The sequence below is a fragment of the Paenibacillus sp. RS8 genome (assembly GCF_041956825.1).
In the GTDB taxonomy this organism is placed as follows: Bacteria; Bacillota; Bacilli; order Paenibacillales; family Paenibacillaceae; genus Paenibacillus_AQ.
The window spans coordinates 6,113,170-6,134,530 of record NZ_CP168131.1 but is presented as its reverse complement, the minus strand read 5'-3'; the positions used below and the strand labels follow the sequence as shown (position 1 = coordinate 6,134,530).

18 protein-coding genes are annotated in these 21,361 nt (G+C 43.3%); 13 read left to right on the top strand and 5 right to left on the bottom strand.

Annotated features, from left to right (window positions below; all coding sequences use genetic code 11):
• Positions 1–180: 180 nt before the first annotated feature.
• From ACDZ28_RS28890 to ACDZ28_RS28845, 10 genes are all read left to right on the top strand, one after another.
• Positions 181–825, top strand: coding sequence for a YhbD family protein (locus tag ACDZ28_RS28890; protein WP_375103424.1), 645 nt, complete (start codon positions 181–183; stop codon positions 823–825).
• 11 nt (positions 826–836) lie between these two features.
• On the top strand, positions 837–1,523 hold the full coding sequence (locus ACDZ28_RS28885; RefSeq protein WP_375103423.1) for a hypothetical protein: 687 nt from the start codon (positions 837–839) through the stop codon (positions 1,521–1,523).
• The gene (locus ACDZ28_RS28880) at positions 1,516–2,172 is read left to right on the top strand and encodes a hypothetical protein (protein WP_375103422.1); all 657 of its coding nucleotides are present in this window, start codon (positions 1,516–1,518) and stop codon (positions 2,170–2,172) included. Before ACDZ28_RS28885 ends, ACDZ28_RS28880 begins: the two co-directional genes overlap by 8 nt.
• A gap of 45 nt (positions 2,173–2,217) precedes the next feature.
• Positions 2,218–3,756 (top strand): MDR family MFS transporter, encoded by a 1,539-nt coding sequence (locus ACDZ28_RS28875; RefSeq protein ID WP_375103421.1) that lies wholly within the window; start codon positions 2,218–2,220, stop codon positions 3,754–3,756.
• Positions 3,757–4,141: 385 nt separating this feature from the next.
• Positions 4,142–5,101 (top strand): sugar ABC transporter permease, encoded by a 960-nt coding sequence (locus tag ACDZ28_RS28870; protein WP_076119731.1) that lies wholly within the window; start codon positions 4,142–4,144, stop codon positions 5,099–5,101.
• A gap of 17 nt (positions 5,102–5,118) precedes the next feature.
• A complete protein-coding gene (locus tag ACDZ28_RS28865) occupies positions 5,119–6,015 on the top strand; it encodes a carbohydrate ABC transporter permease (protein ID WP_042129404.1) in 897 nt (298 codons plus the stop codon).
• Positions 6,016–6,107: 92 nt separating this feature from the next.
• The gene (locus ACDZ28_RS28860) at positions 6,108–7,943 is read left to right on the top strand and encodes an ABC transporter substrate-binding protein (RefSeq protein ID WP_042129403.1); all 1,836 of its coding nucleotides are present in this window, start codon (positions 6,108–6,110) and stop codon (positions 7,941–7,943) included.
• A 129-nt stretch (positions 7,944–8,072) separates the two neighbouring features.
• Positions 8,073–9,818 carry a sensor histidine kinase gene (locus tag ACDZ28_RS28855; protein ID WP_076119730.1) on the top strand — a complete coding sequence of 582 codons (1,746 nt, stop codon included), beginning with the start codon at positions 8,073–8,075 and terminating at the stop codon, positions 9,816–9,818.
• Positions 9,811–11,214: a response regulator gene (locus tag ACDZ28_RS28850; RefSeq protein ID WP_375103420.1), complete on the top strand. Its 1,404-nt coding sequence runs from the start codon at positions 9,811–9,813 to the stop codon at positions 11,212–11,214. Before ACDZ28_RS28855 ends, ACDZ28_RS28850 begins: the two co-directional genes overlap by 8 nt.
• Positions 11,211–12,881, top strand: a complete 1,671-nt coding sequence (locus tag ACDZ28_RS28845) for an extracellular solute-binding protein (RefSeq protein WP_052414659.1) — start codon at positions 11,211–11,213, stop codon at positions 12,879–12,881. Before ACDZ28_RS28850 ends, ACDZ28_RS28845 begins: the two co-directional genes overlap by 4 nt.
• A gap of 68 nt (positions 12,882–12,949) precedes the next feature.
• On the opposite strand, the gene ACDZ28_RS28840 is transcribed toward ACDZ28_RS28845, so the two are convergent.
• Positions 12,950–13,369 carry a MarR family winged helix-turn-helix transcriptional regulator gene (locus tag ACDZ28_RS28840; protein ID WP_042129398.1) on the bottom strand — a complete coding sequence of 140 codons (420 nt, stop codon included), beginning with the start codon at positions 13,367–13,369 and terminating at the stop codon, positions 12,950–12,952.
• A 161-nt stretch (positions 13,370–13,530) separates the two neighbouring features.
• Between ACDZ28_RS28840 and ACDZ28_RS28835 the strand changes: the two genes are divergently transcribed.
• Positions 13,531–14,991, top strand: a complete 1,461-nt coding sequence (locus ACDZ28_RS28835; RefSeq protein WP_375103419.1) for an MFS transporter — start codon at positions 13,531–13,533, stop codon at positions 14,989–14,991.
• A 30-nt stretch (positions 14,992–15,021) separates the two neighbouring features.
• Here the strand turns inward: ACDZ28_RS28835 and ACDZ28_RS28830 are convergent, their stop codons facing one another.
• Positions 15,022–16,095: a glycoside hydrolase family 99-like domain-containing protein gene (locus ACDZ28_RS28830; RefSeq protein ID WP_042129394.1), complete on the bottom strand. Its 1,074-nt coding sequence runs from the start codon at positions 16,093–16,095 to the stop codon at positions 15,022–15,024.
• A 13-nt stretch (positions 16,096–16,108) separates the two neighbouring features.
• Positions 16,109–16,957 carry a glycosyltransferase gene (locus ACDZ28_RS28825; RefSeq protein WP_375103418.1) on the bottom strand — a complete coding sequence of 283 codons (849 nt, stop codon included), beginning with the start codon at positions 16,955–16,957 and terminating at the stop codon, positions 16,109–16,111.
• A 395-nt stretch (positions 16,958–17,352) separates the two neighbouring features.
• On the opposite strand from ACDZ28_RS28825, the gene ACDZ28_RS28820 reads away from it, so the two are divergent.
• Entirely contained in the window at positions 17,353–17,763 is a 411-nt protein-coding gene (locus ACDZ28_RS28820) for a hypothetical protein (RefSeq protein WP_231573830.1), read from the top strand.
• Positions 17,764–17,854: 91 nt separating this feature from the next.
• On the opposite strand, the gene ACDZ28_RS28815 is transcribed toward ACDZ28_RS28820, so the two are convergent.
• Both ACDZ28_RS28815 and ACDZ28_RS28810 read right to left on the bottom strand, forming a co-directional pair.
• A complete protein-coding gene (locus ACDZ28_RS28815; protein WP_375103417.1) occupies positions 17,855–19,213 on the bottom strand; it encodes a PFL family protein in 1,359 nt (452 codons plus the stop codon).
• A 10-nt stretch (positions 19,214–19,223) separates the two neighbouring features.
• Positions 19,224–19,493, bottom strand: a complete 270-nt coding sequence (locus ACDZ28_RS28810; RefSeq protein ID WP_042129386.1) for an ACT domain-containing protein — start codon at positions 19,491–19,493, stop codon at positions 19,224–19,226.
• A gap of 217 nt (positions 19,494–19,710) precedes the next feature.
• Between ACDZ28_RS28810 and ACDZ28_RS28805 the strand changes: the two genes are divergently transcribed.
• Entirely contained in the window at positions 19,711–21,342 is a 1,632-nt protein-coding gene (locus ACDZ28_RS28805; RefSeq protein ID WP_042129384.1) for a diguanylate cyclase, read from the top strand.
• The last annotated feature ends 19 nt before the right edge of the window (positions 21,343–21,361 follow it).

The following is a 21,361-nucleotide window of genomic DNA, read 5'->3' as shown; positions in this document are numbered from 1 at the left end:
ATACAGTGCGGGTAAAAGAGTGGAAATCCTTCTCTAGACGGAGGTTTACTTTTTGCCTGTGTCGTAAAATCTTGGAGGGACTTTAATGCAATGATTTGTTGCGGTAGAGAAGTTAAGGGGGAGTGTTTTGTTTACAACGTAACAGTGTTATGTTACGATGCTTTCAAGGAGTGATCGCATATGGAAGATGATTTGATTTCGAAGAAGCAACTGCTGGATTTAACCGGTATTTCATATGGGCAATTGTACCGCTGGAAAAGGAAGCAGTTAATTCCCGAGGAATGGTTTATCCGTAAATCTACCTTCACTGGGCAAGAGACTTTTTTTCCTAAAGAGATGATCTTGTCGCGGATTCACAACATTGTGAATATGAAAGATGGGCTGTCCTTGGATGAAATGGCTGATAAGCTATCGGATAAGGCATCCTTTGAAAAGGTGAGTATAACTGCTAAGGAAATTGTAGAACGTAACATTGTTTCGACAACAACGCTGAGGAAATTTGGAGACAATCTCAGTGATGAAAGCAAATATACTTTTGAGGGGCTCGTTCATTTATTCGCTGTAGACCGCCTGCTTAGTGCTGGAGAGATGAGTATGGAGGAGGCAGAGCTTCTGTTTCGCACTTTAGAGGAAAAAGTTTCAAGGGTCGACAGTGGAAGCTGGGAGTTGTTTTTTGTCCGTAAAATGGGGGTTTCATCCTTCATAATCGCTCAAGCACCTGCGGAGTTATGGTTTGATGAAGGGGTTAGATTGGTCAGTAAAATGACATATGCAGATTTGATCGAACAATTGAAAGGTAAGCTTGCCTACAAGCTTGTTGAATAGGAGGAAGAGTAATGGACAAACATCAGCTGCCTGATTTGATTATAAACGGGGTTAGTGGTGGGGCCGGAGGTACTTACAACAACGTAAACATGGATGGTGTAGGTAAAGTAGTGGGGCCGGTTGTGGCACGAATGTTTAAAGGAAATGGGCATATGAATTTGAATGATGATCTCACAGCAGAAGAAGCAGAATGCAACGGGGTCATTAAAGTGATAGGCAATTTGCAATTTGGCACCCTAAAGGTGGATGGGGTTCTTACTGTAGGTAAGAGTTTTCGAGGTGAAAGCTGCACCCTTAACGGAATGATGACAGTCAAGGGGGATTGTGATCTTGAGGATTTCGTAGGTGAAGGAAGCTTTAATGTTGGTGGTTTACTCAGTGCCGGTCATGTGGACTTCAAACTGCAGAGTCAGGCGAAGGCTAATGAAATTGGTGTGGAGAGCCTAGTGATACGGCAAGTAAATAATGGGTTTTGGAGTAAGATGTTCAGTGGAATCATCCCTAAACTTCGACCGGAGCTATGTACTCGAACGATCGAGGGAGATTTTATAGATATAGAATATACAACTGCGGATATCATCAGAGGGAATATTGTTATTATTGGCCCAGGCTGTACACTCGGACGGGTAGAGTATCGCGAACAAATTACGGTGCATCCTGAAGCGAAAGTTGGAAAGGTGGAGAAGGTCGGTGAATGATAATCTGAAAATAATTGGAACGACGTCTTCAGCCGGGGGTTCTTTCAAAGATGTTAAGATCACTGGAGAATGCAAATTCGCCGGAGATGTGAATTGCGAGAAGATGAGTCTGACTGGAAATGCCAATATTGCTGGAAATCTGCATATGAAGCAAATGAAAATCACTGGTGAAATTGCGCTAGAGGGTGGTCTTGAAGGAGATTCCTTGCGTGGACAGGGGGAAATAAAAGCAGCCTCTGTAAAAATCGATAAGCTTCATCTCTACGGAAATCTGGATGTGAAGGGTGATTGTGAAGGGGAAAAATTGCAAATTTCCGGTGCCTTAAGCGTAGCTGGATTACTTAGTGCTGAGCATTTGGAGATTAAATTGTTTGGTCCAAGTAGTGCGAAGGAGGTTGGGGGCAGTATCTTAACCATTAAGAAGAGTAAAACTGGGAGACTGCTTCATATGATGAAGCCAACTTCGAAAATACTGTTTGAAGCAGGGCTAATCGAGGGCGATGCTATTGATCTGGTCAATACAAAGGCTAGTATGGTAAGGGGAGAACGTGTAATCATTGGCCCGGACTGTGAAATAGAAATGGTGGAGTTCCGTGATACACTAGAAGTTCATAAGCACGCAACAGTGAAGCATCAAGTGAAGATTTAAAGATAAATTTATAGTTATTTTTTGAGAAAAAGAGGAGTGGAACATATGAGTGCTGCCAAATCGCCCAATCTGGGCATTGTTATCGCAGGTCTCCTATTAGGAATTCTGATGGCTTCCATGGACAGCACTATTGTTGCTACAGCGATGGGGAATATTGTTGGAGAGCTTGGCGGAATGGACAAATTTGTCTGGGTCACATCAGCCTATCTCGTAGCCGAGATGGCGGGTATGCCCATTTTCGGCAAGCTCTCTGATATGTATGGACGCAAGAAGTTTTTTATTTTTGGAATTATCGTATTTATGGTAGGTTCGGCTCTTTGTGGAACGGCTGATACAATTACTCAGTTAGCTGCGTACCGGGCTATTCAGGGAATTGGCGGGGGCGCGCTGGTGCCGATTGCCTTTGCAATCATGTTTGATGCTGTACCTCTGGAGACCCGGGGGAAGCTGGGCGGGGCCTTCGGTGCAGTATTTGGATTGTCGAGTATATTTGGTCCATTGCTGGGTGCATATATTACCGATCATATTGCTTGGCAGTGGGTATTTTATATTAACTTGCCCCTTGGCCTGTTGGCTTTTGCGATGGTTGTATTCTTTTATAAAGAATCCCATGAGCATTCTAAACAGCCTATTGACTGGTTGGGAGCAGGTACGCTGCTAGGTTCAGTTATTTGCTTAATGTTTGCGCTGGAACTAGGCGGGAAAGAGTATGCTTGGAATTCGTCCATGATTCTTGGTTTATTTGCAGCCTTTGTGATCCTTGCAGCGCTGTTTCTTTTTGTGGAGACTAGAGCGAAAGAACCGATCATTTCCTTTGCTTTGTTCAAAAAAAGATTATACGCAGTGAGCATTATCTGTGCTCTGTTTAGCGGTGCAGCTTTTATTGTGGCTTCCGTATATATTCCGATCTTTATTCAAGGGGTATTAGGTGGATCAGCTACAAATTCGGGACTGGTGCTGCTGCCAATGATGGTTGGCTCCGTGGTTACAGCTACGATTGGCGGATTTCTGATGTCAAAAACCAGTTACCGCAGCCTGCTCATTCCTACATTCGCACTTCTGGTGATCGGTACTGGTCTTGTAGCGACACTTACGCCGGAGGCTTCGCGATTGCTGGTTACATTGTATATGATCTTAATTGGACTAGGGATTGGTGCTTCATTCTCAGTGCTAAGTACGGCATCCATTCATGGATTAACCGCACAGCAACGTGGCTCGGCCAGCGCAACGCTGAATTTCATTCGTTCATTGGGCATGACCATAGGCATTACCACCTTCGGTATAATTCAAAGTCATTATTTCTCCGGCAGTCTTATCAAGCTACTCTCGGCTAGTGGAGGAGGAGCGGCTCCTGCGGGAGCTATGGATTTTAAAGACCCGCATGCCTTGCTTTCACCGGAGACTAGGGCGCTAATTCCACCTGAGATTCTGGGTAAGATTACTGCAGGGTTATCGTCTTCCATAGTAAATACTTTTGCTTGGGCGGTGATTCCCGCAGCGTTAGCATTATTGGCTTCGTTTTATATGGGACGTCAGAAGATGGATGCCTCTGCGGAGGGGGATGTCCGGGCGTCTGGGCATTAGGCTATCGTGATGCAGTACGGACTTCAGTATGCGTACAGTGGGTATTTGGTGTTAACAAACTAGGGTTTTTAAAGTAATGCAGCAGCAACCTATCGGGGGCTGCTTTTTTTGTTGACACGGAGAGCGAACATGGTGGAAATGCTGAATGAGCGGGAGTCTGAGGCAAGGGAAGGTGCTGATGAAATCACGATATGGCTCTTATTGGTATGAATTGGCTCGTATTTTGTCCCACAGGGCAGGTAGAAAATGGTCGATTGTGCTGCGAATTTGGTTCACTAGCATCTGACGGTTCTCCAGAGAGGACGTTCTGTGCTCTATCTCGCCAGAAGCTCAGGTTCTGATATTCTGAAAGCGTAATCAAAATCTGGATATAGGAGATTCCGATATGGGGGTACCTGCTGGCGAACTGCTTCCCAGCGTAGATCCGGTTCATCGATCCCGCTGGAAGATGAAGAACAAACATAAATTGTTCTTCATGGCTTTTCCATTTCTTGTTGTCACCTTTATTTTCTATTATCTGCCGATCAGCGGATGGATTTATGCCTTTTATGATTTCATTCCCGGAATACCTTTGTCAGATACGCCGTATGTCGGGCTGAAATGGTTTAAGACGATTGTATCCAATCCGACACAAACCGCAGAGGTTCTACGCGTGCTGAAGAACACACTTGCCATGAGTTCACTTGGATTAATTACGTCCATATTTCCAGTGTTCTTTGCCATTATGTTGACCGAGATTAAGTCAGGCTGGTATCGCAAGATGGTGCAGACGCTAACCACGATCCCGAACTTTATCAGCTGGATTCTGGTATATGCATTGGCATTCTCGTTGTTCTCAGTAGATAACGGTGTCATCACTCACATTCTGGTGCAGCTTGGAATAGTGGATGAAGGCTATAATTTACTAGCTTCCAGCTCAAATATCTGGGTCACGATGATCCTTTGGTACTGGTGGAAATCGTTAGGCTGGGGAGCCATTCTTTATCTTGCTGCAATTGCTGGCATTGATCAGGAATTGTATGAAGCTGTTGAGGTGGATGGTGCAAGTCGGTTCCGCAAAATCTGGCATATTACCATTCCAGGTCTGATCCCAACCTTTTTTGTACTGCTGCTGTTATCCATAGGTAACCTAGTCAATAACGGTATGGAGCAATATTTTGCCTTTCAAAATGCTATGAATAAAGATTCCATTGAGGTGCTGGATCTTTATGTATACAATATCGCGTTTGCTAACAACTTTCCTTTTGCCACAGCCGTCAGCATGTTGAAATCGGTTGTCAGTGTAATTCTACTGTTCGCAGCCAACACATTATCTAAGATGGTGCGTGACGAATCTATCATTTAAGTCAGGGGTGATCCCATTTGAGAAAGAAAAAACTAACGACTGGAGAACTTATCTTCCAGATAATTATCTATACGCTCTTTGGATTGTTCACCCTGTCATGCATCTATCCATTCTACTACTTGTTTATCAACACGATCAGCTCGAACGATCTTAGCGCAGCAGGGTATATCAAATTTTATCCAAGACAGATTCATTTCGATAACTATAGCAAGGTTCTAAAAATCAGCGGTCTAGGACATGCGGCAACAGTCTCTGTATATAGAACGGTCGTCGGGACGCTACTTACTGTAGGGTCGTCAGCTTTTTTAGGTTACTTGTTCACTAAAAAGGAAATGTGGGGCCGGAGTATTTGGTACCGCAGTGTTGTAGTTACGATGTATTTTAGCGCAGGTCTAATTCCTTGGTACATCACAATGCACAATTTGCATCTGACCAATAATTATCTGGCTTATATTTTGCCTACGATTATTACGCCTTTCAATATTATTCTAGTCAAAACCTTCGTTGAAGCCATTCCACCTTCGCTTGAGGAGTCGGCATCTATGGATGGTGCGGGTTACATGCGAGTGTTCTGGAGTATTATTGTACCGCTTACGACGCCAATTCTAGCTACGATTACGATTTTCTCCGCAGTGAATCAGTGGAACTCCTTCATTGATACGGCGTTTTTGATGACAGATACGAAGTACTATACGCTCCAGTTCTTGTTATGGCGTTATTTGAACGAGTCCAGCTCGCTCGCTGCTCTAATCCGCAGTTCACCTGATATGGCCGCTGGTGTAGCGAATATGCAGACTCCAACCTCGGTACGGATGACCGTGACCATGATCGTCGTATTGCCGATTTTAATCGTGTATCCGTTCTTCCAACGCTTTTTCGTCAAAGGAATTATGATCGGTGCGGTTAAGGGCTAATGAGTTACCGGATCGGTAATGAAATGGGGTTTTCCTCTGCTACAAGCAGAGTTGAACTATAAGTGAAGATACGAAAGGGAGGGTATAAAGCAATGAGACTAAGAAGAGCATCGCTTGTCATGCTATCCGTAATCCTGGTCTTCGTTCTGGCAGCATGTGGCGGGGGGAATAATACGGCTAACTCGGGCAAAAACACTAGTACAGAGAAGCCCACGTCCGCTGCCACAAATGCGCCGGCGGAAGAAACAGCAGCACCAGATGACGGAGCACTTGATCATTCCAAGCCGCTGAAGCTGACCGTATTCTCTACAACGGCTAACTATGCGGGGCCACAAACTGGATGGTTCGCCAAAATCATCAAAGATAAGTTCAACATTGAGATGGACATTGTAGCTTCAAATCTTACAGGTGGAGATACCAAAATTTCTGCAATGATGGCATCTGGTGATCTTGGAGATATCATCATTTTCGGTGATGACAAGAACCATTATCCAAATGCGATCAAAGGAAAGCTGCTCTTAGACTGGACACAAGACGGACTTCTGGACAAATACGGAAAAGATATTTCTAGCACTTTTCCAAAAGCTATTGAGAAAGCAAAGGTAGCTTTTGGCGGTGGATCATCAGTCTTTGGCATGGGAAACAACGTAGCTTCTAACCCATCCGGACCTTCTGAAGGAAAAGATATGACTTGGGGTCCAGACCTACGCTGGGATCTTTATCAACAAATCGGAGCACCTGAAATTTCAAAGATTGAAGATTATCTTCCAGTCCTGAAAAAAATGCAAGAGCTTGAGCCAAAGAATGAGCAAGGTAAGAAAACCTATGCCTTCTCGATGTGGTCTGACTGGGATGGCAACTATAAAATGACACTGGCTAAACAGTTTGCAAACATGATGGGCTATGATGAAATTCCTGACACTGCTGTGTATGTTAAAGCAGATGAAGAAAAGTATTATGACTTCTTATCCGAAGATAGCTGGTATATGAAATCGCTCAAGCTGTATTTTGAAGCTAACCAAATGGGTCTGGTGGATCCAGATTCTATGACTCAAAAATTCGACGATGTTGTAGCGAAATACAAAGATGGCCGTCTGTTGTTCTCCTGGTTCCCATGGCTTGGAGCCGCTAACTACAATACACCGGAAAGAACAGCTGAAGGTAAAGGTTTTGCATTAGTTCCATTTAAGGATGAGCTGATGTACTCTACAGGCTTCAATGTTTACGGTGGTAACGGTATTATAGCAATCGGCGCAAAAGCTAAGGAACCAGCAAGAATTATGGAATTCATTAACTGGATGTACACCCCGGAAGGTGCAATGATCTCTGCAGGAAGCGGGACTGCGGTACCAAACGGACCTAAGGGGCTGACTTGGGATATAGATGGAAGCGGTAAACCTGTCGTGACTGATTTTGGTTGGAAGGCTTACGCGGATCAACAGAATACGCAAGTGCCTGCAGAATATGGCGGCGGTGACTACTACTACGGCTCCAATCAAATGAACTTCTCTTTTGTGGTACCAGCGATGGTGAATCCAGAGAACAAAGAGCCATATGATCACAATCTATGGACGACAACCCTGCAACGTAATCCGTCTAAGCTTGATAGTGATTGGAGAGCGAAGATGGGCGTTCTGACACCTAAGGAGTATTTTGAGAAAAATAATCTGCTGGCTGTAGCTCCACAAGGCTTCACTGGCAAAGAGCCATTGATGATGGATAAAACACTGGAGCAAAAGAACAAACAAATCGGTACGGTCATTCAACAAATTTCTTGGAAAATGGTTTTTGCTAAAGATCAAGCTGAATATGACAAATTGAATAAAGAGATGCATGATAAGGTGAATGGTCTTGGCTATTCCGAGGTGATGGATTTCTCTATTAAAAAAGCTGAGGAACTATTTGAGGCTCGCAAAAGCGTGAAATAAGGTTCGATTATAAATAGGGCGGGGCGGCGTGGAGGCTGTTCTGCCCTATTCTATTCAATTAAGGATAAATGTGGTATTCTCACATTAATATATAAAACGCTTACAGGAAGAAAGAAGAGGATCATTCGGATGGTAAGAGTACTCCAGCGTAATCATACCCCAGCTGTCAAATCCTTACGTAATACTCTATTCATCTATCTAGTAATCGGAACGCTACTTCCGCTTCTCTTAGTAGGATTCGTAACCTACACCTCTATTTACTCTATCCTTTCAGGGAAAATTGGCAATGGTATAAGTGCAAGCCTGAAACAGGAAGCCTCAAGTTTGGAGAATGCCATCGACAATATGGATTTTGCTTCTAAACAGTTTGCGCTGGATGGTCAGATTGTGGAGGAAATGTCCTCTTTTATTCAAGAAAAGCAAATTTATCGCAAATCGCAAATGATGAACTCCATCAATCAGAAAATCAACCTCGTCAATTTTACGAATCCCTATATTGGACTTACAGCTTACATTATGCCTAGCAGTGATGATCCGGTTCTGTTCACCAATATGAGTGCGCGCAGAAATTTCGATATCAGTACTTTACCTTCTTTTATGCGGTATAACGGGGCTGATTACTATGGGCCGCATTCTACGATGTATGCCGTCGGAGATAATCTCGTATTCTCGGAGCAGCGCATTGTACGCGTACCAGGTGAACATAAGCTATATATTTATTTAGAGACGAATTACAGTCTGCTTCGCAAAATATTTAATCAGGAATCTTACGGGATGAAGGTAAATCATATCCTTGTGAATCAACAGGGCACTAACACCTATGAAATTGACGGAAAATTGCCCCAAGGAATTATCAAAGCTGCAGGAAGCAGCTCCAATCTCTCACATGAGACGCTTACCGGATATCATCTGTTTCGATATGCTAGTCCGCAGGGCTGGAAGCTTATTGCCGTAGTTAAAAAGTCTGAATTCAACAGTGAAATTTATTCTTGGTTCTATAAAATGATCCTGCTTGCGTTCTCGACGCTACTCTTTGCCGGAGTTCTGGCTTGGATGATTTGGAAAAAGATTTATGGCCCATTGCGCAAGGTTAACCTTGAAATTAATCGAATGGCAGAAAATGTTACCTCTCCGGTTGCCTACACGAACGTGGAAGAGTTTGATTTCGTACTTAGTAACTTCCAGCAGATGAAGAAACAGGTGAATGAGCTGATTGTTGCAGTAGCCCATAATGAGAAGCAGAAAAGCCAATTCGAGATTGAAAAGCTGCTTAGCCAGATCAATCCGCACTTTTTGCACAACACATTGAATACGGTGCAGTGGATGGCAAGACTCAACGGTCAAAAGGAGATCGACAAGCTGGTTACTCTCCTTGTAAAGGTGCTGCATTATAATCTGGGCAAGCAAAGCATCATTGTTACCCTTGGAGAGGAAATTGAAGCGATCCGAAATTATATGGAGCTGCAGCGCATCCGTTATGACTATGAATTCGAATTTAACGTGGAGGCAGATGAGGATGTATTGTCTGTGGCAGTCCCCAGATTCTTACTTCAACCTCTCGTAGAGAACTCGATTTATCATGGACTAAGCGATAATGGCAGGGTAGATGTCTTAATTACAGAGCATGGCGAAGGAGAAGTTAAGCTATGTGTAAGAGACAACGGAGCTGGTATGGATGCGGATACGTTAGACCAGCTGCTGTCAGAGGACGGAGCCAAGAAACGGGGACTCGGAATCGGATTCTCGTACGTGAACCGGATGCTTAGAACCTACTATGGAGAGCAGATGAAGCTAGAGATGTACAGCAAGCTAGGGGAAGGTACGGTTGTATCTATCGTGATTCCGAGAAAAGGTAAGGAGGACTTCGATGATTAAGGCTGTAGTGGTTGATGACGAGAGACTTGTGCGGAAAGGCTTCATATCTCTAATCGATTGGTCGTCCTTAGGGGTTGTTATTGTTGGTGAGGCGGGAGATGGAAAATCTGCCCTGGAGCTACTTCAGCAGCAGGATGTGGATCTGCTTTTTGTAGATTTGACTATGCCTGGTATTTCTGGGTTCGAGCTAATTAAACTAGTGAGGCAGCGTTTCGCAGGCATTCGCTGTGTTGTGCTTACTTGCCATCATGAGTTTGACTATGTGCAGGAGGCCATGCGTTTAGGAGCTGTTGATTATATTGTCAAAACTCTGTTAGAGATGGAAAATGCGGATGAGACTATACGTCGGCTCGTTGATCGGATCAAATGGGAGGACAACACACGGGATGCCTTGGTTCATGGTGAAGGTAAACGGATGGCCGCTGACAAGGCGCTGCTCTATTTACCATTAAACAATCACTGTAATGAAGAAGAGTTATTTCACCTATCCTTTGTGAAGAATAATCCGTTGATCACCTTTCATGAGATGTGGATGTCACCTCTGCTTCAACGTTTCTCAGAAGAAGAAAGTAAGCGGGAGCTTAAAAGCCAGCTTTCTGGGAGATGGCAGATCGCGCTTATCAGTGGGATAAGAGATCAGTCGTTACAGGAATTGGAGGAGCAACTCACAACGAAGCTACGGCATATGCTATTTTATCATTCTGGAGCTGAGGAACTGACCTCTCTGAATTATGAGGAACTAAAGAAGGAAATATCGGGCACCAATTTAATACATGATGAAGCGGATCTATTCGAGCAAGCTCAAAATCTCAAGTGGACGATTGATGGAAACGAATGGGACCATTTTGTATCGAACATACGCTTGCAGAAGCCGCGATCTGATAGATATCTAACGTTCGCACATTCTCTATTGCAAAGATGGAGTGCTTTACTCTTGAAGCCTGAAGATGCTGTTCAATTGGAACGGGACATTTCACTTAACTTGAACTGGTGCCATTGGAAGACCTGGCTGCGCAGATTCTCTGATCATGTGGGACGGAGAATGCTCGAGCTAGGATTGACTAAAGAGGTGATGTCCTGCCTAATTCGCGCAGTTCGTTATATGCAGAGCCATGCAGGTGACAAAATCAATCAGAGCGATGTAGCGGCTGAAATTAATATGAGTCGTGGTTATTTCAGTCAATGTTTCGCTCGTTTTGCCGGAGAGACATTTGGTGAATGTTTACGGGGAATGCGGCTTGAGTTGGCTAAATCATTGCTGCTGGAGACCTCGCTACCCGTCTGTGAGGTTGCTTCAAGGTCTGGCTTTGAAGATGACCGTTATTTCAGTAGGCTGTTCAGGGAACGCATTGGTAAACTACCGAGCGAATATCGTGCGGAGGGGAAAGGCCAATGATGAGATTTTGGAGATCCATCCTCCTTCTTATAGTGATCATCGGACTGACATCCTGCCGTGACCAGAGCATACCAGTGGATTCTGGCAGAAGTCCTCAGGGAGAGGTCGAAGATACTTCTATCGCATATAGCAAATATGAAGATCCGATCGTGATCCGGGTAGGATTTAAGGTTCCAGATTCCAGGTTAAATACAGGTGACAGCAACGATAACAATCCAATCACCCGTTATTTGGAGAGTATTACGAATATCAAGGTAGTTCACTCTTGGGAGGCAAAGGGTGAAGATGCTTTTAATCAAAAAGCACAGCTTGCGATCGATAGCAATGATTTGCCAGATGCGATGGTTGTAGATCGAGATCAATTGAAGAAGCTCATTGATAATGACATGATAGAGGACCTTACAGAGACCTACAAAGTATACGGCTCTGAGTTAATTAAAGATATGTACAATTCTACGAAGGGAGAAGCATTAGAAGATGCTTCACGTGATGGTAAATTATACGGATTACCGAATGTAGCGATTGATGCGGATTCTCCTGTTCTGCTCTGGGTACGTCAGGATTGGCTGGAGAAGCTGGAGCTGCAACCCCCTCAGACCTTTGAAGACATCGAGAAAATTGCTCAGGCTTTTATTGAAAAAGATCCTGACGGGAACGGGAAAAGAGATACTGTAGGATTAAGCGGCTACAAAAATATCGTATATGGAACTAAGCCATTAGTTAATGGTCTGGATGCTGTTTTTAGTGCATTTCATGCTTACCCGACGAATTGGATCAAGGATAGCAACGGTAAAATTGTGTACGGCTCTATTACACCAGAGACCAAACAAGCACTTGCTAAACTGGCGGATTGGTATAAACGTGGGTTGCTGGACCCGGATTTTGCTCTGTATAAAGAAACTCAGGAGCCTATAATCACTGGGAAATCAGGCATGTTTTTTGGCCCATGGTGGATGCCTTATTATCCATTGTCAGAGGCTGTAGCTTTGGACACGAAGGCAGAATGGAGAGCGTATGCAGCTCCACTAGATGATTCCGGCAAGTTTGTTGCTCACTTGGCTCCAGTTACGGATCGTTATCTAGTTGTACGTAAAGGATTTGAACACCCAGAAGCCATTATGAAGCAGTTGAATGTGTTTACAAGACTTGAGAGAAGGCAAGACCCAAATACAGAAGAAGTTAAGAAGCTGGATGATTTCTCTGCACAAACAGGAATTCAGCTGCGTGCTTATTATCCGTTTGACCTTCTAATTGATTATTCGGATGCGATAGAAAAACATTATGCAGATATTCAGCAAGCTCTACATGGAAAAATAGACCCGGATACATTAAATCCAGATACCCGACTCATCTATGATCAATGGGTGGAGGACACTGAACAACCTAAAAAAGATCTAGAAGGCTGGAAAGCAGCGAACGCGTATAAATACGGAGTTGCCGTCTTAACCTCAACTGCTATTGAGGGAGTGCGAGGGGTCTTTTATGGAAACACACAACTAATGAAAAGCAAATGGGCGGAACTTCAAAATCTAGAAAGTGAGACATTTTTGAATATCATTGTGGGCGATTCACCCCTTAGTGACTTTGATGTTTTTGTAGAGAAATGGAAGAGCCTCGGTGGGGAAGAGATTACGAAAGAAGTTGCTGAGACTGTAAAGGTGAAGTGAGTACGGAAAAAGAAGCAGCTATCCCATTAGTAGCATTCACTACTTTTGTGACAGCTGCTTTTTTGTTCCTACTCTTCGTCAGTGCTGATCTTTTGAAGTAAGTAACGAAGCTGTTCTACTTCCTCATTTGTTAATTTGCCAACGAGACTTTTATTGTAATCATCTAAAATAGACTGAAGGATAGGTGAGAAATTAATTGCCTTAGGAGTTGGATATAATAGGTGAGAGCGTCGATCATTAGGATCTGGTTTACGTTCAATGTATCCCGAATTCTCTAATTGCTTTACGGAACGAGCGGTGGTTGCTTTATCGAATTTCAATTCAGAAGTTAATTGATCTTGTGTAATCCCTGGTTTGGCAAGAATCAATTTGAGAAAGCTGTGTTGCCCGCCGCTACCTATTCCATAGGGCATGAATTTTTTTACCAATTGCTTTTGATTTTGACGATGAAAATAGGAAATTAATTTACCTATAGGCTCTTTTTCCAAGATATAGACACCTCTTTGGGTTTAGTTCGCGTATTTACTACTCTGAGACAAAGTGTACAATAAAGTCGTTGCGTGCGCAACTAATTTGATGTACACTGGGTATGCAAGTTTTGTTGCGTGCGCAACTAAACGTTGATTATACATTCAATGAGGTGTTAGTTATGAGTTCTATTAGCGCAACCTATCAGGAAGACAAGGAAATTCAGAAGAAACGCTGGATAATATTAATTGTCCTGAATATTTTCACCTTTATGTCCACGCTTGATGGTAGTATTGTCAACATCGCTTTACCTGAATTATCGAAACAATTGAAGCTGCCTATGGCACAAATCGAATGGGTAACCACAGGTTATTTGATGGCGATCTGTGCAGCGATTCTTTTCTTCGGGAAGCTTGGAGATATTGTTGGGAAGATTCGAATCTTTAAGATTGGGACGGTTGTTTTTGTTATTGGTTCTATGCTGTGTGGATTCAGTTTAAGTTTACCTGCTTTGCTTGCTTCGCGCGTTATTCAGGCTATCGGAGCTTCGATGACAATGGCGAACAGCCAAGGAATAGTTACGGATATTTTTCCTGCTAATGAGCGGGGGAAAGCCCTTGGTTTCATAGGTACATTCGTGTCACTGGGAAGTATAGCTGGCCCTAGTTTAGGTGGGATTATGGTCTCGACATTAGGGTGGGAGTATATCTTTTGGGTGAACATTCCAATTGGAGTGATTGCTATCCTGTTAGGATGGAAGGTACTGCCTAAGGATTTAACTAGAACGAAATCTACAATTGACGTTCCTGGCAGTTTGCTCTTCGCAATTTTTATTATAAGTTTGTTTGCGGGATTATTATTGGGACAGCAGCTCGGTTATGGCGACAGTTTAATTGTGACTTCACTAATCGTAGCTGTAATCAGCTTTATTGCGTTCTTGTGGACGGAGCTTCGAAGAAAAGAACCGCTGCTGCAACTGTCATTATTTAAGAATCCATTGTTTTCATTAAGTATTTTGTGTGGGTTTCTCGTATTTACAGCGAACTTTTGCTTTAACATTATCGCACCATTTTATGCACAGAATATGCTGAATCTATCGCCCTTTGAAGCGGGATTCCTGTTGATGCTGTTACCGATATGTATGGTAGTCGTTGCACCAATAAGCGGTGCTTTATCGGATAAAATCGGCTCTGAATTTCTAACTTTTGCAGGGCTGGTGGTCATGGTTATTGCTCAGTTTGGATTAGCAGCGCTTCATGAAGGAAGCTCTGTTGTGCTGGTAGGCGTGTGGATCGCTATGCTAGGAATAGGCAGTGGTCTATTTCAATCGCCGAATAATTCACTTGTTATGTCTAAGGTGCCTAGAACTCAGCTTGGTTCCGCGGGCAGCGTCAATTCGTTGGTTCGTAATGTGGGTATGGTTGTCGGTATTACGATCGCTACGACGATACTCTTTCATGTGATGAGCAGTGAAGCAGGTTATCGGGTAACAGGTCTAGTTCCGGGTCGACCAGAGTTGTTTATCAGTGGCATGCATGTGGTGTTCATGACTTCAGCATCCATATGCTTTGTGGCTGCATTGCTAACGGGGTGGAGAATGATAAGTGCAAGAAGCGCCAGAATGCAGACTTCGGAAAGATAATAAGGAATAAAGAAGAAGATCCTTCAGACGCTACGGCGTGGAAGGATCTTCTTTGTGATGATATTGAAGAGCATTCTTAACGGCTTGTAAGTATTGATACCGGTAATGATCATCCGGCTCTAAATAGGCACCCTCAGCCCACTCGTTCCAGGCGTTTATATAAATAAAATCACTTTTGAACATCTTTTTGGTCCTCTCAATTTGTCGTGACAGGTATTGGCCGAATTTGTGAGGATTTGCACCCAAAGTACTTTGTCCGGCGGCACCTTTGCGTGGTGTATTATCCCAGTTCACAAATGCTCCCGGATATATAATTTCTCCGTCTCTATGAGGTGTCCGCTCTAACATGGATTCCCATAATTCATCGTAATCAATGACGATATGCTTCTGGTCCTCCACCTGCTTGGAGCTCCACAAATGCTTTACACCGCCATGTGCGAATGTGTAGTGAGGTTCAAATTCTAGACTGGCATCGAACCCGTGCTCTGTCTTTAGAGGGAATCCGCCCAGTGTCCTGATCAGATGAAGACCCTTAAGACCGTTTTGCTGAGCTAAATCACGCCAGCATTGAAGCATTTCATCACAGCGAGGGATGCTGGAGGATCTGTAGATAATAAATACCGGTTTGCCATCTACGCAAATATATCGTTCATCTTTGAAAGCCTCGAGCAGAGCATAAAAATGCATCCGCCAATCCCGTTCTTCTCCATATTCCTGTGGCATCAAGACATCTTCTTCGGTACCATCCCAGCTTCGCGTCCAAGGTTCGTTAGCCCAAGACAGGCAAAAGGGGAAGTCTGGCTCTTTGCTGGTAAGAATCTGCTGAACCGGTTGTTCCAGTAGTCGCCTCCCATTGAACCAATAGTGATAATAACAAAAACCGTAAATGCCATGAGCCCTTGCAGTCTCAGCCTGCCATTGTTTCACTTTAGGGTCCGTTAAATCGTAGTAGTTATTATTTAAAGGTTTTTTCGGCTGATGATGTTCAGGATAAAGGGCTGTAGCCTTCCTGACATTTGTCCATTCTGTAAATCCCTCCCCCCACCAGGAATCGTTCTCTGATATCTGATGAAACTGAGGTAATACAAAAGCAATGCATTTCAAGTCAGGTCACCCCCTATGGTTCCGTGAATATTTTTTTGAGCAGCAGCTTTCCTTGTTGAAGATAAGAATAGTTGTACTTCACTTCCTTTAGCGCACGTGACGCAGAAATTCTTCTTTCATCGCTATGAGTAATATAGTAATTGAAGCTCTCAGAGAGCTCTTTAAAGCTCTGGAAACGAATGAGATCTTCTTCTGTGATTTGGTAACCCTGAAGATGGGGATGATCTTCCACTAACTGAAATACACCGCAAGCAGAAACCTCCATAATCTTCTGTACAGAACCTGTGCAATTGATGATGATCCGTGCGCCATTATAATAGTTAGACATATCTTTCTCATGGCTAATGTCTATGAAATTTTTGATGGGCTCCCACCCGCTACCGACGGTTAATACCTTGAGGCCATGAAATAGTTCAGAATGAGCTAAGGTATGCAGAACACTATTCATTTGAAAATGGCCGAGGATGAGTACGTCACTGTGGTATTGGTTCTCCACACGTCTTGGATAATAGAGATCCGTGTCTGGAGCATAAGGGAGATAGCTCGAATGTTTTTCACGTAAACCCTGATAATAGATTAGATTAGCTATGTTCTGTGTAAAAATATAATCGAATAACAGTGCCAGATTACGTTCTGTTCGGGTAAGGCAGGACGCGTCTGCCATCCATACGGCCTTTGGAGCTTTAGAAGCCTTAAGGGCAGGGATGTTCTCCTCAGGGAACAGGGTCTCTGATCCCAAGGCAAGTATCAGATCAGGCTGATATTGGGTTAAATATTCTTCTAGATTGTGATGTAACTTAATGGCAAGCACTTCTTTAACCAGGTGCCTTAGCTGATCTTTAAAAAGTCGTACATTAGGCATTTTATTACTTATCTCTGAAGGGACCAGAAGCAATACTCTTAATTGCTTTAGTTCCCGTTTTAGGGGTTCCGCTCTATAAGAGTTCATCTCAAGAATGAGATTAGGCGGTTGCGATGGATGAACATGGCTGATGGTGACGTTGTGAGTTGAGGGCCTTTGAGGAGTGAGCCTATTAGCTGTCTTCTTCATAATTCCTCCTGTATTCCTTGGAGCCAGTTATTCGCTCTAGCACCTAGTCTTGCTAAACATTATATGTGTAGGGGGATCATTTGACTTTAGGTATAAGACCATTAATAAGAATCTCGTAGGAAAAAGCGGATTTAGTGAAAGATGTATATCTATCTATGACTGAGTTGGCTTGTTTAACATAAGATATACTATATAACCTGAAAGGGATGATCGCCTTGCCAACCTTTGATAATGTTCTAGTTACAGGAAGTCAGACCATTCAAAATGATCTGCATGTTAACGGAAATGAAACTATCGATTCAAATCTGCATTTGAATGGTAGTCAGACTATAATGGGTAGCCTTAATGTGAACGGTAGTGAGTCTATACTTGGTCATTTGGGGGTAACCGGTGAAATTAGCGGTGCTGGCACCATTAAAACTGCTACACGTTTGATTGCTGTGAATCAGGCGTTGACACCAGTAGCAGCACCTACAAGCCTTCAACAGGTCAGATATTTCGCTGTGGGAGTTGCAGGACAGACAGGACTTGTGCTGAAAGGCACGGATGGAAATGACTATGTATTATTTATCGATCTAACCGGTGGAACACCTAATATTGGGATCCAGCGAGCATAAATCTGATCACATGAATATCTTCAAGCTCTGAACAATAAAAAAACAGCAAGTCGCCTAGGTGCAAATAGGGACTTGCTGTTTGATGTTTCTATTAGTTCTTAAAGCTGTGAATTGGAGCAGGAATCCGTCCGCCCCGGTTAATGAAGTTGGTGCAATTGAAGCCGTTAACTGCCATAACAGGCGCATATCCAAGGAGACCGCCAAATTCTACGATTTCACCTACATCCTTGCCGATGACAGGAATGACGCGAACAGCGGTTGTTTTGTTATTGACCATTCCGATAGCAGCTTCATCGGCGATGATACCAGAGATCGTCTCTTTGGTGGTACTTCCCGGTATAGCAATCATGTCCAAGCCTACTGAACATACACAGGTCATGGCTTCTAGCTTTTCAAGGGTAAGAGCACCACGTTGAACGGCTTGAATCATTCCATGGTCTTCGCTGACCGGAATGAAGGCGCCACTGAGTCCACCGACATAGGAGGAGGCCATAACGCCACCTTTTTTAACATTGTCATTTAGAATGGCCAGAGCGGCTGTTGTGCCAGGTGCGCCGGCTTCTTCCAGACCCATGACTTGAAAGATCTCTGCAATGGAGTCCCCAATTTCTGGTGTTGGAGCCAGAGATAGATTGATAATCCCAAAAGGTACGTTCAACCGTTTGGAAGCTTCCTGAGCAACTAGTTGTCCCACACGCGTAACTTTAAACGCAGTTCGTTTAATCGTTTCACACAAGGTTTCAAAGTCCTGACCTTTAACTTCTTCTAACGCACGCTTAATTACACCTGGTCCGCTGACACCTACATTGATGACACATTCCCGTTCTCCAACACCATGGAAGGCTCCCGCCATAAAAGGATTGTCCTCGACGGCATTGCAGAAGACCACCAGCTTAGCACAGCCGATGGAATCCCGATCCTTGGTGCGTTCCGCTGTTTGAATGATGATATCACCCATTAATTTCACAGCGTCCATATTGATTCCACTTCTAGAGGACCCAACGTTAACGGAGGAGCAGACTCTTTCAGTGACTGCCAGTGCTTCTGGGATGCTGTCGATCAGAATGCGATCACCTTTGGTGCAGCCTTTTTGCACAAGCGCAGAGAAGCCGCCAATAAAGTTAACGCCAACTTCTTTTGCAGCCTTGTCTAAAATTTCAGCTACAGGCACATACGTATCCGTCTTCACAGCTCCAGCAGCGATAGCGATAGGAGTGACAGAAATCCGCTTATTAACAATGGGTACACCGAATTGTCTTTCTAAATCTTCCCCTGTTTTGACGAGCTTCTCGGCGGATCTAGTAATCTTGTCGTATACATTTTGGTTAAAAGTTCTCATATCTGTATGAGCACAATCCATGAGACTGATCCCCATTGTTATGGTACGCACATCCAGATTCATTTCACGGATCATCTTATTCGTCTCTTGTACTTCCACTAATGATATCATGGTCATCCTCCTAGATGCGGTGCATAATATTAAAAATATCCTCATGCTGAAGCTTGATTTCCACGCCGATTGATTCTCCGATTGAATGTAAATCCTCAACAATATCCTCAAATGCTTTGTTCGCGCTAGAAATGTCTACAATCATCATCATGTTAAAATAATCTTGTACAATCGTCTGGGAAATATCCAGAATGTTCAAATTGTGCTCGGCAAGATATGTACATACCTTAGCAATAATCCCTACTTTGTCTTTCCCTAATACAGTAATAATCCCCTTCATGCTTACAGCCTCCCTTTGTATATGGTGATTACGCCGTGTAAACGGAATGAACCATTCCAATCATTATTACAAATGCTGAAGCAAGCTTCAACCAAAGGTTTTTTGTCAGTTTGATCATTTTTTTATGTAGACCTATGAATTTAAAGAAAATTCGATTGACAGTATATGAAAAATATGATGAAGTGAGAGATTGATACGATACTCTGAAGGAGTAAATATGACTACACAAAAATATAAAGATATGGTTGAAGAGCGGACCAAACAAACCCTCCAGGAATGGTCTGACCTGCCGGAAGTTAAAGAGAAGGACATTTATCGTTTTTTGCATAATTTGAAGGGTACGGCTGGTACTGTTGGGTTAAAAGAAGTTGAACAATTTGCCGATGCAACATTGCCCTATTTCATGGAAAGCAGTCTAAAGTGCTGGTCTATTGAAGAGTGGGGGGATTATTTGTATCCGCTTATTTCTCTGTTTGACCAAGATGAATCGGTTTCTCTAAGTTCAGTTAAGCAGCTAGACAAAAGAGGGAATGATGAAATACTCCCGCATAATGATATTTTGCTTATTGATGATGATGTTGAATTAGTTGCTTATTTAAAAGAATCATTGGAGAAGCAGAACTATTATGTAAGCATTGCCTTATCTGCTGAACGGGGTCTTAAGATTTTTTATGAAACCAAACCCGATCTGATCCTGCTGGATATTCTTTTACCAGATATCAGTGGAATTGAGGTCTTGAATCAAATTATCGGCAAAGCCAAAAAGGAACGTATTCCAATCATCATTATAAGCGGGGAATACTCCAAAGCGACGCAATTGCATGCCTATAAGCTTGGCGTGATGGACTTTTTATCGAAGCCTGTAGATATTGATATATTCATGGCTCTGATCAAAAACCGTTTTGAGCTGAAAAGGGAATGGCAGGACTCCATCATTGTGGATGAATTAACGGGTGCATTCAATCGAAAACACTTTAATCAAGTGATGAAGCAGCTAATTTGCGATTTTAAGCGTACGGAGCGAGTATTTTCTTTAGCACTGATTGATCTGGACTATTTCAAAAAGATTAATGATACATATGGTCATCTAATCGGAGACGAGGTATTACAGTCCTTATCTGAGCTTGTACAAAGTTCGATCCGTATGGAAGATACCTTTTGCCGTTTTGGTGGAGAAGAGTTTGCTGTGTTCCTGCCAAATACGGATGCGAGCTCTGCATTGACAGTGATACAACGTATACAGGAGCGATTTGCTGCCACCGATTTTTTTGCGAAGAATGAAATCTTTCATGTGACCTTTTCTAGCGGGATATCTGAGGTAACAGAAGCTGAGAATATTGCCGATAAAATTGTAGAGGAAGCAGATCAGGCGCTCTATGCCAGCAAGGATGCTGGAAGGAATCAGACGACGCTTTATAACGACCATTTATTGTCGACTAAAAAGCATTCAGTTCTAAATGTAATTATTGTGGATGATGATGCGTTAATTCGTAGAATCGTGACTCATCAGATTGACACTTGGGAGCCGGAGGATATTGCTGAGGTCAATATCAGCAGTTTTGCGAATGGACTGGATTTTTTACAATCGGATTGGTATTCCATGGATGAAAAGTATATTATCCTGCTGGACGGTGTGATGCCGGATCTTGATGGTGTTGAGGTGCTGGAAAGAATTCGCAAGACATATCCGGAAGTGAATATATTAGTGATTATGCTGACAGGCAGAAATAATCAGGCGGATATTGTACATGCCCTGCAGATGGGCGCCGATGATTATGTAGTAAAGCCAGTCCATATGCCTGAGCTGTTGTCTCGGATGGAACGCTTGGCTCATAGATTCTTGTTCTAAAACGAAGGGGATTGTACCA